The sequence below is a fragment of the Staphylococcus sp. CWZ226 genome (genome assembly GCF_018986355.1).
GTDB lineage: Bacteria > Bacillota > Bacilli > Staphylococcales > Staphylococcaceae > Staphylococcus > Staphylococcus simulans.
In genome coordinates, this window is record NZ_JAHMSB010000005.1 from 168216 (window position 1) to 184763 (window position 16548).

Sequence of the window (16548 nt, forward strand, 5' to 3'; positions counted from 1 at the left end):
ATCCTTTCTGTGCAGGTTATGCTTTTTCTAAAGTTAAGATGAATGACAATCCACTATTTTCTGTAATACGAACTGATTCTGAATCTTGTTGTTCAAGTGTTTGATATGGAATGCCAATTGTTTCTAGCTGTTGGACCGCATTGCGATATTCTTGTTTAGATTGCGTACTAAATTCGATTTGTTCGACCGAACCATATTCTGGTAAATTGATTGATTCTGTAGCTTGGAAGATGTGTAATTCTCCACCTAAGCCGCCTTCTCCAATTCGAAATACTTGTACTTTAAAGTCATCATCTGTAGTCGGTGTGTATTCAGCAAAATGATCAAGGCCGAATACTTTAGATAAAATCGATGAAGTCAGCAACATTTCGTTAACTTGAACAATCACTGGTCCAAGTCCTTGGATTTGGTGAAGCGGATTCACCGTACCTTCATCGGTAGGCATACCTAATGGTACACCACTATTATTTTCATTAGAATAGATATCAAAGAATTGTCCGTTACCGTCTTTAAATTCAAAATGTTTATTATTATTCATTTCAGTAACGTCACCATATTTGATTTCATTTTGGTCTAAAATTGATTGATACTCTTCTAATCCTAAATCTGATGGTGTTCTTAAACCGACACTTAAGACATGATTATTTTCTGTCGAATAGTTTGGTACTTCAATAAAGTGTATTCTTGTACCCGGACTTAAAAATGCATCACCAAAACGTACTGCATTTTTTGAACCTTGTCTTTCATAATTCAATCCTAAAATATCATGAAATAAATAAATTGATTGTTCTAGATTTCGAGTACCTATTGTGACACTTCGTAAACCTGCCATTTTACCCACACCTTCTTTTGTGATTTCTCATTCATTATAACTTAAATGAAGTGGTTTTTGTATGATGAAGTGTTCAATGAATGAATTCAGTCAAAATAAGGTATAGTAATAGTATATAGGATTAGAAAAGGCATGTTTGATCTGAAAATTTGGATCAAAGGAGATGATTAATAATGCTTACTTTCTGGATATTATTCGCTTTAACGATACTTGTAGCAGCGTACTCCGGTATTAACTACTTCACAGGTCGAATTAAAGAAAATGCGAAGTTTAAAAAGCAACATTTCGGAGTTTTATGTATCGTATTTGTCATCCTTGCGATTATAGAACTTGTCGTTTTCAATATGTTATAGAATTAAAAGCAGCGATGATTGATTTTAATGAGTTAAATCAATCACGCTGCTTATTTTTGTTTCGAAATTCAAAAATAAACATAAAAAAACGACGGCAAAACTGCCGTCGTATCAATGTTTGTAATATGATTTACTTTATAGATTAAGATTCTAATAATAAATCTTCAGGGCTTTCGATAAGCTCTTTGATTGTTTTCAAGAATCCTACTGCCTCTTTACCATCAATAATTCTGTGGTCGTAGCTTAAAGCAAGGTACATCATAGGACGGTTCTCAATTGTATCTTTATCAATCGCGATTGGACGCGTGATGATTGAGTGCATACCTAAAATAGCTGCTTGGCTTCCGTTAATGATTGGTGTAGACATCATTGAACCGAAGATACCACCGTTTGTGATAGTGAATGAACCGTTCATTAAATCACCAAGTGATAATTTGTTGTCGCGTGCTTTAACTGCTAAGTCTGCGATTGAACTTTCGATTTCTGCGAAGTTTTTCTTATCACAGTCACGTACGAATGGCACGATTAAACCATTATCTGTAGATACCGCAATACCGATATCATAGAATTGTTTAGTAATCATGTCTTGTCCATCAATTTCAGCATTCACTGCAGGGTATTTTTTCAATGCTGCAACGGCTGCTTTTGTGAAGAATGACATGAAACCTAATTTTGTTCCATCATGATCTTTGATAAATTGTTCTTTTTTACGTTTACGTAAGTTCATCACATTTGTCATGTCAACTTCGTTGAATGTAGTCAGCATTGCTGTGTTATTAGATACTTCTAATAATTTCTTAGCTGCTGTTTGTTTACGACGAGACATTTTTTCGCGAATCACTGGTTTGTTTGGTGTGCTGCTTTGTGGTTTAGCTGGTGCTTCTGATTTCGCTGGCTCAGCTTGTTTTTGGTTACCTTGTTGTTGACGATCAATGTCATCTTTACGTACAACATCGTTACCTTTAGAAGCAACTTCTGCTAAGTCGATACCTTTTTCACGCGCATATTTACGTGCAGATGGTGTTGCATTGACGCGTTGGTCACTAGAAGCACTTTCTTTTTCTTCTGATTTGTCAGCTTCTGCTGGTTCAGATTTTGATTCTGATTTGTCTTCAGATTTTGGTGCTTCTTCTTTTTTGTCATCAGATGAAGCTGAAGATGATGAACTGCCGCTGCCTTCCCCTACAGTTGCGATTGCTTGTCCTACTTCAACAGTATCACCAGGTTCTGCTAAGTGTTCTTGTAAAACACCTGCTTCTTCAGATACAACTTCAACGTTGACTTTATCTGTTTCTAATTCGACAACAGCTTCACCTTTGTCTACTGAATCACCTGGATTCTTCAACCATTCAGCTATTGTACCTTCTGTAATAGATTCTGCTAACTCTGGAACTACGATCTCAGACATACTAATTTCCCCCTAATTTTTGTTAAGACTCTCTTCGATAATAGATTTTTGAACGAGTTTATGATTTTCTCCGTCACCTTCAGCTGGCGCAGAACGTTTAATACGACCGCTATATTGCAATTCGTATTGATCGCTAGCGATATCACTTAAGTAAGGATATACGAACAACCAAGCACCTTGGTTTTGCGGTTCTTCTTGAACCCATGCAATTGTTTCAAGGTTTGGCAACTGATCAATAACTGCTTTGATTTCGTCAGCTGGGAATGGATATAAGCGTTCTACCGCAATCAATAAAATCGATTCATCCGGTTCTTTTTGCAGACGTTCCTTCAAATCAATAAACATTTTACCTGAAGCTAAAATTACTTTTTTGACTTTGCTTGTTTCATGCTCTTCTGGCAAGATAGGTTCGAAATGGCCTTGTGTAAATTTATCGATTGTGTCAGCTACAGTTTTATTTCTTAATAAACTTTTCGGTGACATGACAACTAGTGGACGCATTGCATCAGTATCCAAGCTTGCTGCTTGTGCACGTAATAAGTGGAAATAGTTACTAGAGCTAGATAAATTTACGACAGTCGCGTTATTCTCAGCTGAGAGTTGTAAGAAACGCTCTAATCTTGCTGATGAGTGCTCTGGACCTTGTCCTTCATATGAATGTGGTAAGAACAATGTTAGACCTGAGCGTTCGCCCCACTTCGCATAACTGCTGAATAAGAAGTTATCGAACATCATTTGTGCCATATTCGCAAAGTCGCCGTATTGAGCTTCCCAGATATTCATAGTACCCTTGTTTTCAACATTGTAACCGTATTCGAAGCCTACAACAGCTGCTTCAGATAGCGGTGAGTTATGAACATCGAATGATGCACGTTGATTTGGTACATGTTGTAAAGGCACATATTCTTCGCCAGTATCAGGGTTATGCAATACCGCATGTCTGTGACTGAAAGTACCACGTTCACTGTCTTGACCTGTTAAACGAATTGGTGTGCCATCTTGCATGATTGTCGCAAATGCAAGTTGTTCAGCTTGTGCCCAATCTACTAAACCATCTTCTTTTTCAAATGGTTCTCTACGTTTTTCTAAAACTTTGTTCAGTTTTTTCAAGACTTCAAAACCTGTTGGATATGTTAATAATGCATCATTGATTGATTTCAATTCTTCGAAATCAAATTGACGATCATCAGGTTGAAGCGGTAAGTCAACATTGTCTGGTTTAGACATATCTTGTGTTGTTGTTTTATCATTTTTATCGATTTTATCATGTGCTGCACGTAGTTCTTTTTGAACATCATCTAAGATGTCATTCTTTTCATCCTCAGAGATAATGCCTTCTTCAACTAATTGGTCACCATAGATGTGATCTACAGTTGGATGCTTACGGATGGCATGATAAGGAATTGGGTTTGTAATAGATGGTTCATCCATTTCGTTATGACCATAACGACGGTAACCGACTAAATCGATAACAACATCTTTGTTGAACTCTTTTCTGAAGTCCATTGCAATATCAATTGCTTCAATTGTTGCTTCAACATTGTCTGCATTAACATGCATAATCGGTACATCATAACCTTTAGCAACATCTGTAGAATATGTTGTTGAGCGACCATCTTGTGGCTCTGTAGTGAAACCGATTCTGTTGTTAGTAATCAGATGCAATGAACCGCCTGTTGAATACCCCTCTAAGTTGCCTAAGTTCATTGTTTCAAAGTTGATACCTTGTCCTGGATAAGCAGCATCACCATGAATTAAAATCGGCATAGATTTTCTGAAATCTGTTTGTACTTTGCCGCTTTGATGACGGTCATCTTGTACAGAACGTGTTTTACCTAATACAACCGGTGACACGATTTCTAAGTGACTTGGGTTGTTTGCTAATGAAATGCGTTGTTCTATACCATAAGTGTCTGTTGTTTTCGTACCGCCTAAGTGATATTTAACGTCACTTGTCCATGCTGAACCTGAAGTTAATTCTAGACTGCCGTCTTGTGGTAGGAACTTCATTGGATCAGTATGCATGAATTCAGAAATCATCATTTCATAAGGTTTTTCTAACACATGTGTTAAAACGTTGAGGCGTCCACGGTGTGCCATACCTATTTGAATATTTTGAATTTCTTCTTTAGCTGCACGACTTAAGATTTGTTGCAGCATTGGCACAAGGGTATCTACACCTTCAATAGAGAATCGCTTTGCCCCTACAAAGTTTTTATGAAGATATTTTTCGAAACCTTCAACATGTGCTAATGTCTTGAATAATTCTAGCTTTTGGCTTTTATTTAAGTTTGCTTTATATGGCGTTTCAATACGTCGCTTGAGCCAAGCGCGTTCTTTATTGTTGTTAATGTGTGTGTATTCAAAAGCAATCGGCCCTTTATAACGCTTTTCCATGCGTTGGATTGCTTCGTAGGCATTGTCATAAATATCAGAAAAATGATCTGACACAATGCCTGAAGAAATTTGCTCTAAATCTTCTTTTGTTAAATTGAAATCTTCAAGTGTCAATCTAGGAACATTTTTACGTTCTGGTCGATTGACTGGATAAATATCTGCCTGCAGATGCCCATATTGTCTGATGTTATCGATTAAACGCATAACTTGTTTAATTGTCATATCATCAGAACTTGATGAAGGTGCTGCAGCCACCTCTCTGTTGTCATTGTTAATTGTACTAAATAGAATTTGTAAATCTTCAGAGACAGAAGTTGGATCTTGTAGATATTGATCGTATAAATCAATAATTACCCCTAAGTTAGCTCCGAAATTTACAGGTGCTTCACTAACCTGTGTATATTTCGTCATATTACTCCCTCCACAATATATTGAAACGCTTACAAATAAATAATATCATTAAATGTTCACAAATTAAAGGGAGAATGACGATTTGATGGCATGAAAAAGAGCCGATATGACGGCTCTTTATACACATATATAACCTTAAATATAATATTGTACAATAATAGACGAATTATCATTAAAATGTAATTATACGTTGAAGGTAATTTTGAATGTTGTAAACGTATCAACTTCACTTTCAACTTGAATTGTACCGCCATGTAAATTCACTATATTTTGAGCAATCGATAATCCTAAACCATTACCTCCACGTTGTCTAGAACGTGATTTGTCTACGCGATAAAAACGGTCAAAGATAAAGTCTAAGTCTTTTTTAGGAATGCCTGAACCATGATCGGTAATTTCAATAGTTGCTTGTCTATTTTTAAGTGCAGTACAAATTTCTATTCTTTTCTCTCTTGTATCATATTTAATCGCATTATCCAAAAAGATAAGCAATACTTGTTCAAGTTGATAACGATTAATATTCAGCCATATTGGTTTCACTGACGGTGTAAATGTAAAACTATAATCAGGATGTAATTGTTCGAGAGATTTTAGTCTAGATTTAATCTCGTCGTTTACATCAACAGGTTCTACATCTAAAGCATCTTTATAGGTTGATTCTTTCGTTAATAATAACAGCTCTTCTACTAACTTGGTAATACGATTCATTTCTTCGATTGTTATATCTAATGATTCTTCTAAAATTGCTGGGTCTTTCTTACCCCATCGTTGGATAAGATTTAAGTGACCTTGAATGATTTGAAGCGGTGTTCTCAGTTCGTGTGAAGCATCTTCTACGAACTGGCGTTGTTGATCAAATAGTTCTTCAATTTGAATCATCATATCGTTGAATGTATCAATCAAGTCAGTTGTTTCATCGTATTCAGTCGGTAGTTCTAACTTTTCCTGGAAACCATCTCTACGGATTTTACGCATTTTGTTAGCCATAATTGTAATAGGTTTTGCGATTTGTGCAGAAAAGATATAACTGATAGTGGCAGTAATAATAATGGCAATAATACCAAATAACACCGATAAGATGATTAATGAATGCATAACACTATCATAACTTGCGAGCGAATGGATAATCACAGAATAACCATGAAACTTTTCAGTTTCGACTGGATGAGAAACGATTAAAAAGTTTGCATCTTTAATACGTTGCACGTAAACACTGTGATACTGAGAAGGTTCAATCCCTTTTGTGCTATTAATAAAATCACTCATAGTCGATGTTTCGGTTATCTTTTGTTTGTCATTATCAAACAGAATCACTTTTTGGAAATTACCAAGTGATGCGTTTAAATCTAAAGGTTTAATATCAACCAAAGATTTCGTCGCAAGTAAAGCTGAAACGTTATCAGCACTTTTTTCTGCATCATTAATTTCACTGTCTCTTAAAGTAATGCTCAAAAAGTAAATGATGACTAAGCTGAAAATGAAAACAATCAAAAACGTAATACTCGTAGTAATTAGCATCCATTGAGTTTTTAATTTTCGTTGCTTCATTTGCGTATCACATAACCGACACCACGTACTGTTTCGATTACCTTTTCTTTACCAAACGGTTTCAATTTATTTCTCAGATAACGAATATAAACATCCACTACATTGGTTTCTACTTCGCTGTCATAACCCCAAACATGATTTAATATTTGTTCACGTTGCAAGACATGATTTAAGTTTTCAGAAAGCAGCTGTAACAAGTCATATTCGGTTTTAGTTAATTCAACCTCTTGACCATCAATCGTAACACGAAAGGCTTCTTTATTAATTTGAATGCCTTTAATATCGATGATGTCTTTAGCTGGTTGGCGTCTTAATGTTGCACGAATACGTGCTAATAGTTCTTCGATATCGAATGGCTTTACGATATAATCATCTGCACCATAATCTAAACCTGCTACTTTATCATATGTATCACCTTTTGCTGTGATGATAATAATTGGAGTAGATTTGACTTCACGTATTCTCTTACATATTTCTAAACCATCCATATGTGGCAACATCAAATCGAGTAAGTACAGATCATATTCTTTTTTTAATGCTGTTTCTAATCCTTCTGCACCATCATTTTCAATATCAACTTCATAATTCTCATGTACTAATTCTAATTCAATGAATCGAGCTAAGTTTTGCTCATCTTCTACGATTAATATTTTTGTCATTGAAAGCACCTCAATCATGATTTTATCATAATCAAAACGTTTAAGAACGAATGAAACGAATCAAATGATTAATTGTGACAAAAATATGGAGTTGAATAAAAAAGTGAAATTATTTTTGATTTCTAATTGACAACCATTCTCACTAATGTATAATAGTAATTGAAAATGATTATCAATCACAAATGAGACATCCCCCCCCACATTTCGTTCTTAATTGGATTGGTCATTTTCGATTTATCCCCTTTTATATATGCCCGTAAATACTGACGTTACACTAAAAGTAACGTGACATACTTAACCGATTCTCAATTAAGCAGAATCGGTTTTTTTCTATTATAAATTAAAAAAAGTGAGATTAAGCAGCACTTAATCTCACTTTAATTCTCATTTAGCAAAGGCTTTGAATTTACCTTTGAACAATAATGATACAGATAAAATACATACAGCACCTGCAAGTACACCTGCAATGACATCAGTAGGATAATGTACACCTAAATAAATTCTAGACATACAAATCATCGCAATCATGAAGAAGCAGAATGAAGTCATCATCACACGTGGTGTCCCGTGTAAGTAATGGCTTGAAATTGCAATCAAGCTACCGAAGAAAGATGTAGAACCTTGCGCGTGGCCACTTGGGAAACTATAGCCGCCAATTTCTACAAGTCTTAATTTAGTAGGACGCTCTCTATCAATTGTGTTTTTCATAATTGGATTAGAGATACTTGAAACTGCCATCACAATCGCAAAGAATAAAGCTTCTATTTGCATTTTACGCATTAATAAAAATGCGACAACACAAAGTGAAAGGCAGATCATTGACCATACTTCGCCTATCCAAGTTGCACCCATAAAAATACTAGTTGTAATGATGCTGTGTGAGGCATAAATAAAATCATAGACTTCTGTATCAATCCAATTACCGATTCTATTTTGATGGAACACAGCAATCGCGCTGAATATCAATGTAAATACTAGAATCAGTGAAATTCTTTTAGCTCGACTCAACTCAGCTTTCCCTCGTTTCCTTTTGGTTTGTATCTTTAAGAATCTTGTCTAATAAATCTTCTTTAGTAAATAGCTGGTGATAGTTCGACATTTGTTGTTCAATAGTTGAACGATTATTTTCAATCTCTTTTAACGCATCCATGAATTTTTGTTGAGAAGCTTCATCTTCTAGTAATGTTTGCGCATACCCTTTAGATTGGAAATATTTTGCATTATCAATCTGATCGCCACGAGACTGGTCTAATCCTAATGGAATCAGCAACATAGGAATGTTTAATGTTAAGAATTCATAGATTGCATTAGCACCTGCTCGGCTGACTACCATGTCTGTAATCGCGAGTAAATCTGTTAATTCACTCGTCACAAATTCAAATTGACGATAACCTTCTTTTTGAATAGATGAATCAAGTAGTCCTTTACCAGTTAGATGAATGATTTGATAATCTTTTAATAATTCGTCAAGATTGCGTCGAATTAAATCATTAATCGTTTTACTGCCTAAACTGCCGCCCATGACTAATAACACTTTTTTCTCAGCGTTAAATCCTGTCAGTTGATAACCTTTTTCTTTGTTACCCTGTTTTAAGTCATCTCTAACAGTTGCACCGACAAAATCTGCTTTTGCTTTTGGCAGATATTTTAATGTATCTTCAAATGTTGTATAGATTTTATTTGCGAATTTTAGAGAAATTTTATTCGCAAGACCTGGAGTGATATCTGATTCGTGAATAATCACCGGGATATTTAATGAACGTGCCGCGATGACTACAGGTACAGATACAAATCCTCCCTTAGAAAAAAGTAAATCTGGTTTTTGTTTCTTTAAGATTTTACGTGCGTCTAAAATTCCTTTGAGTACTTTAAATACGTCTTTGATATTTTCAAATGATAAATATCTGCGTAACTTCCCGCTGGATATCGGGAAGTACGGTGTATTTGTTAATTGTGATGAAATCATATCTTTTTCAATTCCATTTTTAGAACCTACATAAAAAGTTTGGTAACCTCTTTCATTCGCAATTGGAATCAAACTTAAATTGACTGAAACATGTCCGACTGTTCCGCCGCCAGTAAATGCAATTTTCGTCATGATAAATACCTCTATTCTTATTTTAAAATTCTATAATAGGCATAGAATGATTCTTCCTTATCGTAAGGAGGATAATTTAAATTGGCTTCGCCTGCTTTATGAAAACCAAATTTTTCAAATAAGTTTTGCGCGCGTTGATTCGCAGCATACGTATCAGTGAGTAACACATCAACACCGTGATCTAACGCGCGTTCAACAGCAAAGTTAAATAATGCTGTTGCTGCGCCTTTATAATTAGCAGAACCTGCAAGTCTATGAATGACATAAGCATTGGTTCTATCTATCGGCCATTCTAGTTCATCATACCATTTTGATTGATTTTGGTCGATAACAATATAACCATAAATTGTATTCTCCTCTTCTAATACAAATAATGATTTATTTGTAATATCTTCCTCAAAATGCTCTAGTAATGGATAGGCTTCATCCCATTGTGGATTATTATCTTCTGCCATAATTTTTTTGGCTTCTTCTGTCAATGCGGCTACCGCATTTAAATCTTCTTGTGATGCGTTTCTGATCATAAATTGTGCCCCTTTATTTTAATTTTTTGATTAAAGCATCTAACATTTCATCATCTTTATTCGCTTTATCTACTAACTTTTCTGCGAATTTTTGATTCGTTTCTTTATCAAATTTGCCTGTTACTGGTAATTGATTATCTTTTTGGAAATCTTCAACTGCAGATTTGAGTTTTGCATCATAGTCATTGTTTTCTTTTCCAACTTGATAATCCAAAGCTTTTAAACCAATTTTTATAGATTTGACATTTTTATCTTGATCGCCTTCTTTAAACACTTTGTCATCAGGAATCATTGATAATGATTGATACTTAGGAGATGCAATTTCGACATCTGGTTTGATTCCTTTACCATGGATATAAGTACCGTGTGGTGTTAACCATTTCATTTCAGTATATTTTAATAACGAACCATCTGAGTATTCTTGTGTGGTTTGTACAATACCTTTACCAAATGTCTTTTCACCATAAACCTTCGCTTTATTATAGTCTTTCATTGCACCAGTAAAGACTTCAGAAGCACTGGCTGAACCTTCATTGACAAGGATAGATACTTTCATATCTTTTGCTTCTTTTAATGGATCGGTCGGAGTATTCACCGATTCTATTTCTTTCCCTTTTTGCAACTTCACAACCGGTTTATTTTTATCGATGAAGATATTCGACATTTTAACGGCTTCATTTAATAATCCGCCTGGATTATTACGTAAATCTAATACAATTTTTCGTACGCCTTGTTTGTGTGCTTTCATAATATTAGTTTTCAATTCAGCGGCTGTATCTTCTTGGAATTTATTAATCGTGAAGACACCAACATCGCCTTCTTTTTTGTATTCAACACTTTTAACGTGGATTTTTTCTCTTTTGATTTTAATGTTTTGCTCTTGGTTGGCACGCTTAATAGTTAACGTAACTTCAGTACCTTCTTTACCACGTACCATTTTGACTACTTCTGTCAGTGACTTACCTTTAATAGATTTCCCATCTACTTTAGTTAAAACATCTTTGGGTTGTACACCTGCTTTTTCTGCAGGAGATCCTTTCATGGGGCTGGTTACACTGATTTCTTTATTACGTTGCTGCATTTCAGCGCCGATACCTACGAAATCACCTGAAACGTCTTCATTAAATGATTTGGTTTCATCTTTTGTCATATATTGTGAATAAGGATCTTTTAATGATTTAACCATACCGTTAATGGCAGATTCAGATAATTTTTCTGAATCTTGTTTTTTATAGTAATCATTGGCTAATGTTTGATATGTACTTTCAACTTTACTGAATGATTTTCTTTGTGAGTCGTCTAGCCCTGAAAATTTGTGTGCTATCGCGATTGTCGCAAAGACTGTAAGGATAATCGTTAACAACAATGCGAGTATACTAAATGTGATGAATTTCCATCTTTTAATTTTAAAAAACTTAGGTGCCTTTTTTGAGTCTTGTTCATCTGAAGGTTGATTAGTTTCATCATTATGTTGTGTCACTCGGATATGCCCCTTTCTTAAATTACGTTGATGTGCATAAATAAGTTCTAGTTTGAATGGATAATTCATTTTACCAAATTCAGCACGTTCATCAACTTATATATGGCTATATAAAAAATAAAAGGGCTGGTGCCTCACACCAACCCTACGTCAAAAATTTAAAATTTTAACCATTCCTGATATTCATCAAATAAGTCATCAAATACATACATTGGTGAACTGATAGAAGCTTCAGTCTCTATATAGTCTGACAATGTATGAAAGTCTGACTCATGTTTTGGAAAAGCTAAATCATCAAAAATCTGTTCTGCTAATTGACCTTTTTCATCAGGTCTGCCTCGCACAGTAAGCGCAAATTGATAAAATGAATAATCTTTCATTAACCCATTGTCACATCAATTACTTTTGTTTCACTTTTAACTAATTGATCTTGCGGGTGGATATCGATTTTATCTGCTTGATCTGTATTAGTAATAATAATTGGTGAAATGACTGATTTAGCGTTATTTCCAATATAGTCTAAATCAAATTCAACTAGTGGATCTCCAACTTTTACTGTATCGCCGCTTTCAACTAATACATTGAATCCTTCACCATCTAATTGAACTGTATCTAGACCGATGTGAATTAATAATTCTAAACCGTTATCAGCTTTTAAACCTAACGCATGTTTAGTTGGGAAGATATTGTCAACTTTACCTTCAATTGGTGAAACAACGACACCTTCGCTTGGATTAACACCGAAGCCATCACCCATCATTTTTTGCGCAAATACTGGGTCTGGAATATCTTCGATTTTAACGTATTCACCAGAAATCGGTGCATAAACCTCGATTGACTTATCTATTTTATCCTCTTTGCCAAATAATTTTTTAAACATATTATTTCTCTCCTTGGTTCTTGAAATGTGGAATCAAATCACCATATCCAAGTTCTTCTAATTTATCATAAGGAATAAATTGTACAGCAGCTGAATTGATACAATATCTTAATCCGCCTGTTTCTTTTGGTCCATCATTGAAAACGTGACCTAAATGACTGTTTTCAGAACGTACTTCAGTTCTTACCATACCAAATGACTTATCTACAAGTTCAATGATATCATCGTCACTTAGAGCTTTAGAGAAGCTTGGCCAACCACAATCAGAATGAAATTTTTCTTCTGAAGTGAATAGTGGTTTGCCTGAAAGTTTATCGATATAGATACCTTTTTCGAAATGATTCCAATATTCATTTTGGAAAGGAGGTTCTGTACCATTTTCTTGAGTAACAAGATATTCCATATCTGTTAATTCATTTTTACTTTTTTTAAGCATTTTGCTCCCCCCAATGTCTTTCTATAAAGTCTTTTCTTCCTGAACCTTTTTGATACTGTTCATAATGCATTGGATTCTTTTTATAATAATCTTGATGATAAGATTCTGCCGGGTAAAAGTTTTTATATGGTTTTACCGGTGTGATCACAGGTTTATTAAAAATCATTTGTTCGTTTAACTGCTGGATTTTAGATTGTGCAGCTTTTTCTTGTTCTTCGTCATGGTAGAAAATGACCGGTTGGTAACTTTCACCGCGATCGAAGAATTGTCCACCATTATCTGTTGGATCGAACGTCTTGAAATAAACATCTAATATATTTTCAAATGAAGTGATTTCAGGATCATATTCAATTTGTACTGCTTCAACATGTCCTGTTGTGTTCGTACATACTTCTTCATAAGTTGGATTTTCTACGTGGCCGCCACTGTATCCTGAGACAATATTCTTAATACCAGGATATGATGTGAATGGTTTTACCATACACCAGAAACAACCGCCAGCTAATGTTGCATATGCCAAAATATTACCTCCATTCGGCGTTTAGTCAATTCTAAATTTATCATGACTGCACTTTATTTTCTATTAGTTTGCTTTAACCCGATGATTTTCATGAGAATTATCGATTATTGACGCAAGACAACGAATCCTACTGCACCTTGTCCAGTATGTGTTGAAATAACTGGTGTTGTCGTATTGATTTCAACTTCAGTATTATTTTCTTCAATCGCAAATTGTTGTTTAAACTTATCTACAAAATCTAATGCATTTGCATGAGCTAAGCCGATTTTTTTAATCGAATGATTTTCAATGAACTGAGCAAGCTCTTTTTTAATAATTTGAATACTCGACTTTTGCGTACGTGCATTATGAAGGATTTTGATTTGTCCATCATCAAGAATGCCCACTGGTTTTAAACGCATCATATTACCAATCATACCTTTAGCTTTACCGATACGTCCGCCTTTAATCAGTTGGTTTAATTGTCCAATCACTACAAAGAGTTTGATATTGCTTTGTAAATGTTTTAATTTTTTAAGAATTTCTTCTGTTGATAACCCTTCGTTATTCCATTCAACAATATGTTCCAGTTGGAAACCAAGGCCGAATGAAATGGATTTTGAATCAATAACTGTAACTTTTGAATCAGTCATTTGACTAGCTTGATACGCAGTTTGATACGTACCGCTTAATCCAGATGTCATATGAATACTAATGATTTCTGAGCCGTCTTTTCCTAATTCATCGTACATTTCAATAAATTTACCAATAGGAGGTTGGCTGGTTTTGATATCTACATCTTCTTCTATTAACTCAATTACACGTTCAGAAGAAATGTCTTGTTGGTCGATATAAGATTTGCCTTCAATCGTTAAATTAAGAGGAATCACATGAACATCGTGCTCTTTTAGATATGATTGAGGTAAATCTGTTGTTGAGTCTGTGACAATTTTTTTACGCATTTTCATACCTCCTATTACTTTTTACGAACAAGATGTAAGAACGTGTGCGGAATTTTATTGCGTTCATCTTGTTCTCCTTTAACTGAAGATTCAACTTCCCAATCTTCAAAAGTATAAGGTGGGAAGAACGTATCTCCTTGGTATTTATCTTCAATGACAGTGATGTACATGTCATCTACTTTATCGATAAATTCTTCAAACAATGCTTGGCCGCCGAAAATGAAGACATGGCCAGGCAAATCATAAATATCCTCAAAATTGTGTATGACATCTACACCTTCAGGATGAAAAGATTCATCACGTGTTAAAACGACGTTACGTCTGTTTGGAAGCGGTTTGCCGATAGATTCATATGTTTTACGGCCCATTACGAGTGTATTGCCAGTACTTAATTTTTTGACATGTTTTAAATCATTAGGCAAATGCCATGGTAGTTGGTTATCCTTACCGATTACTCTGTTTTGATCATGCGCAACAAGAATAGAAAGCGTCATATTCTTATCCCCTTTCAAAAATTCTAATTGTTTTTATACAGCGATAGGTGCTTTAATACCTGGGTGTGATTGATAATTTACAATCTCCAAGTCTTCATATTGAATATCAAAAATTGAACGATCTGTATTGATTTTTAATTGAGGTGGTTCGTAACTTGAACGACTTAATTGTTTTTTGACCGCATCGATATGATTAGAATAGATATGTGCATCACCAATCGTATGCACAAACTCACCGACTTCTAAGCCGCATTCTTTTGCTACTAAATGTGTTAGTAAACTATAACTTGCGATATTAAATGGAACTCCTAAAAATACATCTGCACTACGTTGATATAATTGGCAACTTAGTTTGCCGTCTTGTACATAAAACTGGAACATCGTATGACATGGCGGTAATGCCATCGTATCAATTTCTGCTGGGTTCCATGCAGATACGATGTGACGTCTAGATGTAGGGTGAGTTTTGATTTGTTCGATGACTGTAGCAAGTTGATCATAATGTTGACCATCTGCACCAACCCAATCTCGCCATTGCTTACCATATACATTCCCTAAATTGCCGTGTTTTTGCGCAAAATCATCATCGTTTAGAATGCGTGATTTAAATTTTTCCATTTCTTGTTGGTAAACTTCGTTGAATGCTTCATCTTGTAATGCTCGATGTGCGAAATTCGTCATGTCCGGTCCATGATAATCTTCTGATTCAACATAGTTTTCAAATGCCCATTCATTCCAAATATTATTGTTGTATTCTAGTAAATATTTGATATTTGTGTCGCCTTTCATAAACCAAATCAGCTCAGTCGCAATCAACTTAAAGAATACTTTTTTAGTTGTTAATAAAGGGAAGCCTTTACTTAAGTCATAGCGTGATTGATGACCGAATTTTGAAATGGTACCAGTACGTGTACGATCATCGCGTTCGTTCCCGATAGCTAAAATTTCCTTACATAGGTCATGATATGCTTCGTCGAATGAATTCATACCTATCTCCTCCTCAAATCGTATGTATCTCCAATTATAAAAAATGGGACAATTGATGGACTGAGTCAGCCATCAAATATTGTCCCGTACCTTCGATTATGAAATCAATTCAAATTGATTAACAGTTTTCATCAAACATATCTTTGATATCCATACAGATATCTTGAATATCGCGTCCCTCAATATATTCACGAGGCATAAAATGTTTTAATTCTGTACCTTTAAATAAAGCGAAAGAAGGACTTGAAGGTACTTGTTGTATGAACTCTCTCATTTCTTGTGTTGCTTCTTTATCTTGACCTGCAAAGACAGTTACTTTGTGATCAGGCTTTTTATCATTTTGCTCAGCAACTGCTACAGCTGCTGGACGAGCTAATCCAGCTGCACAACCACATACTGAATTAATAACAACAAATGTAGTCTCTTCAGCACCTACATTGTCCATATATTGATCAACTGCTTCTGCAGTTTCTAAACTTTCAAAACCATTTTGTGTTAACTCGCTACGCATACCTTGTGCGAGTTCTTGCATATATGCTTCATACGGATTCATAATATACACTCCTTGTTCATTTATAGT

At 34.9% G+C, this 16548-nt stretch carries 18 protein-coding genes; 1 reads left to right on the top strand and 17 read right to left on the bottom strand.

All coding sequences use genetic code 11. From position 1 onward, the window contains the following. Positions 1 to 16: 16 nt before the first annotated feature. Positions 17 to 832, bottom strand: a complete 816-nt coding sequence (locus KRR19_RS06090; protein WP_105978039.1) for a VOC family protein — start codon at positions 830 to 832, stop codon at positions 17 to 19. A 173-nt stretch (positions 833 to 1005) separates the two neighbouring features. On the opposite strand from KRR19_RS06090, the gene KRR19_RS06095 reads away from it, so the two are divergent. Next, positions 1006 to 1185, top strand: coding sequence for a hypothetical protein (locus tag KRR19_RS06095; RefSeq protein WP_002480927.1), 180 nt, complete (start codon positions 1006 to 1008; stop codon positions 1183 to 1185). Between the two features lie 142 nt (positions 1186 to 1327). On the opposite strand, the gene sucB is transcribed toward KRR19_RS06095, so the two are convergent. From sucB to brxA, 16 genes are all read right to left on the bottom strand, one after another. Beyond that, on the bottom strand, positions 1328 to 2593 hold the full coding sequence (gene sucB / locus KRR19_RS06100) for a dihydrolipoyllysine-residue succinyltransferase (protein WP_023015213.1): 1266 nt from the start codon (positions 2591 to 2593) through the stop codon (positions 1328 to 1330). A 12-nt stretch (positions 2594 to 2605) separates the two neighbouring features. Beyond that, complete coding sequence (locus KRR19_RS06105; protein ID WP_156666577.1) at positions 2606 to 5401, bottom strand: 2-oxoglutarate dehydrogenase E1 component; 2796 nt, start codon at positions 5399 to 5401, stop codon at positions 2606 to 2608. Positions 5402 to 5584: 183 nt separating this feature from the next. After that, positions 5585 to 6949, bottom strand: coding sequence for a HAMP domain-containing histidine kinase (locus KRR19_RS06110; RefSeq protein ID WP_156666578.1), 1365 nt, complete (start codon positions 6947 to 6949; stop codon positions 5585 to 5587). Then, positions 6946 to 7608: a response regulator transcription factor gene (locus tag KRR19_RS06115; protein ID WP_002480931.1), complete on the bottom strand. Its 663-nt coding sequence runs from the start codon at positions 7606 to 7608 to the stop codon at positions 6946 to 6948. The genes KRR19_RS06110 and KRR19_RS06115 overlap by 4 nt, the downstream gene beginning before the upstream one ends. A gap of 384 nt (positions 7609 to 7992) precedes the next feature. After that, complete coding sequence (locus KRR19_RS06120; RefSeq protein ID WP_216733541.1) at positions 7993 to 8616, bottom strand: phosphatase PAP2 family protein; 624 nt, start codon at positions 8614 to 8616, stop codon at positions 7993 to 7995. A 1-nt stretch (position 8617) separates the two neighbouring features. Further along, on the bottom strand, positions 8618 to 9706 hold the full coding sequence (locus KRR19_RS06125) for an undecaprenyldiphospho-muramoylpentapeptide beta-N-acetylglucosaminyltransferase (protein ID WP_216733542.1): 1089 nt from the start codon (positions 9704 to 9706) through the stop codon (positions 8618 to 8620). 17 nt (positions 9707 to 9723) lie between these two features. Then, on the bottom strand, positions 9724 to 10230 hold the full coding sequence (locus tag KRR19_RS06130; RefSeq protein ID WP_002480934.1) for a GNAT family N-acetyltransferase: 507 nt from the start codon (positions 10228 to 10230) through the stop codon (positions 9724 to 9726). A 13-nt stretch (positions 10231 to 10243) separates the two neighbouring features. Continuing rightward, the gene (locus KRR19_RS06135; RefSeq protein ID WP_156666580.1) at positions 10244 to 11779 is read right to left on the bottom strand and encodes a S41 family peptidase; all 1536 of its coding nucleotides are present in this window, start codon (positions 11777 to 11779) and stop codon (positions 10244 to 10246) included. 89 nt (positions 11780 to 11868) lie between these two features. Further along, positions 11869 to 12090 (bottom strand): YozE family protein, encoded by a 222-nt coding sequence (locus tag KRR19_RS06140; RefSeq protein WP_002480936.1) that lies wholly within the window; start codon positions 12088 to 12090, stop codon positions 11869 to 11871. After that, positions 12090 to 12590 carry a PTS sugar transporter subunit IIA gene (locus KRR19_RS06145; RefSeq protein WP_156666581.1) on the bottom strand — a complete coding sequence of 167 codons (501 nt, stop codon included), beginning with the start codon at positions 12588 to 12590 and terminating at the stop codon, positions 12090 to 12092. The genes KRR19_RS06140 and KRR19_RS06145 overlap by 1 nt, the downstream gene beginning before the upstream one ends. Before the next feature lies 1 nt (position 12591). Beyond that, a complete protein-coding gene (gene msrB, locus KRR19_RS06150; RefSeq protein WP_002480938.1) occupies positions 12592 to 13026 on the bottom strand; it encodes a peptide-methionine (R)-S-oxide reductase MsrB in 435 nt (144 codons plus the stop codon). After that, positions 13019 to 13546 (bottom strand): peptide-methionine (S)-S-oxide reductase MsrA, encoded by a 528-nt coding sequence (gene msrA / locus KRR19_RS06155; RefSeq protein WP_002480939.1) that lies wholly within the window; start codon positions 13544 to 13546, stop codon positions 13019 to 13021. The genes msrB and msrA overlap by 8 nt, the downstream gene beginning before the upstream one ends. A gap of 104 nt (positions 13547 to 13650) precedes the next feature. Continuing rightward, positions 13651 to 14487: a DegV family protein gene (locus tag KRR19_RS06160; protein WP_002480940.1), complete on the bottom strand. Its 837-nt coding sequence runs from the start codon at positions 14485 to 14487 to the stop codon at positions 13651 to 13653. Between the two features lie 14 nt (positions 14488 to 14501). Continuing rightward, positions 14502 to 14981 carry a dihydrofolate reductase gene (locus tag KRR19_RS06165; RefSeq protein WP_002480941.1) on the bottom strand — a complete coding sequence of 160 codons (480 nt, stop codon included), beginning with the start codon at positions 14979 to 14981 and terminating at the stop codon, positions 14502 to 14504. A gap of 33 nt (positions 14982 to 15014) precedes the next feature. Continuing rightward, on the bottom strand, positions 15015 to 15968 hold the full coding sequence (locus tag KRR19_RS06170) for a thymidylate synthase (RefSeq protein WP_002480942.1): 954 nt from the start codon (positions 15966 to 15968) through the stop codon (positions 15015 to 15017). A 118-nt stretch (positions 15969 to 16086) separates the two neighbouring features. After that, on the bottom strand, positions 16087 to 16521 hold the full coding sequence (gene brxA, locus KRR19_RS06175) for a bacilliredoxin BrxA (protein WP_002480943.1): 435 nt from the start codon (positions 16519 to 16521) through the stop codon (positions 16087 to 16089). Positions 16522 to 16548 lie beyond the last annotated feature (27 nt).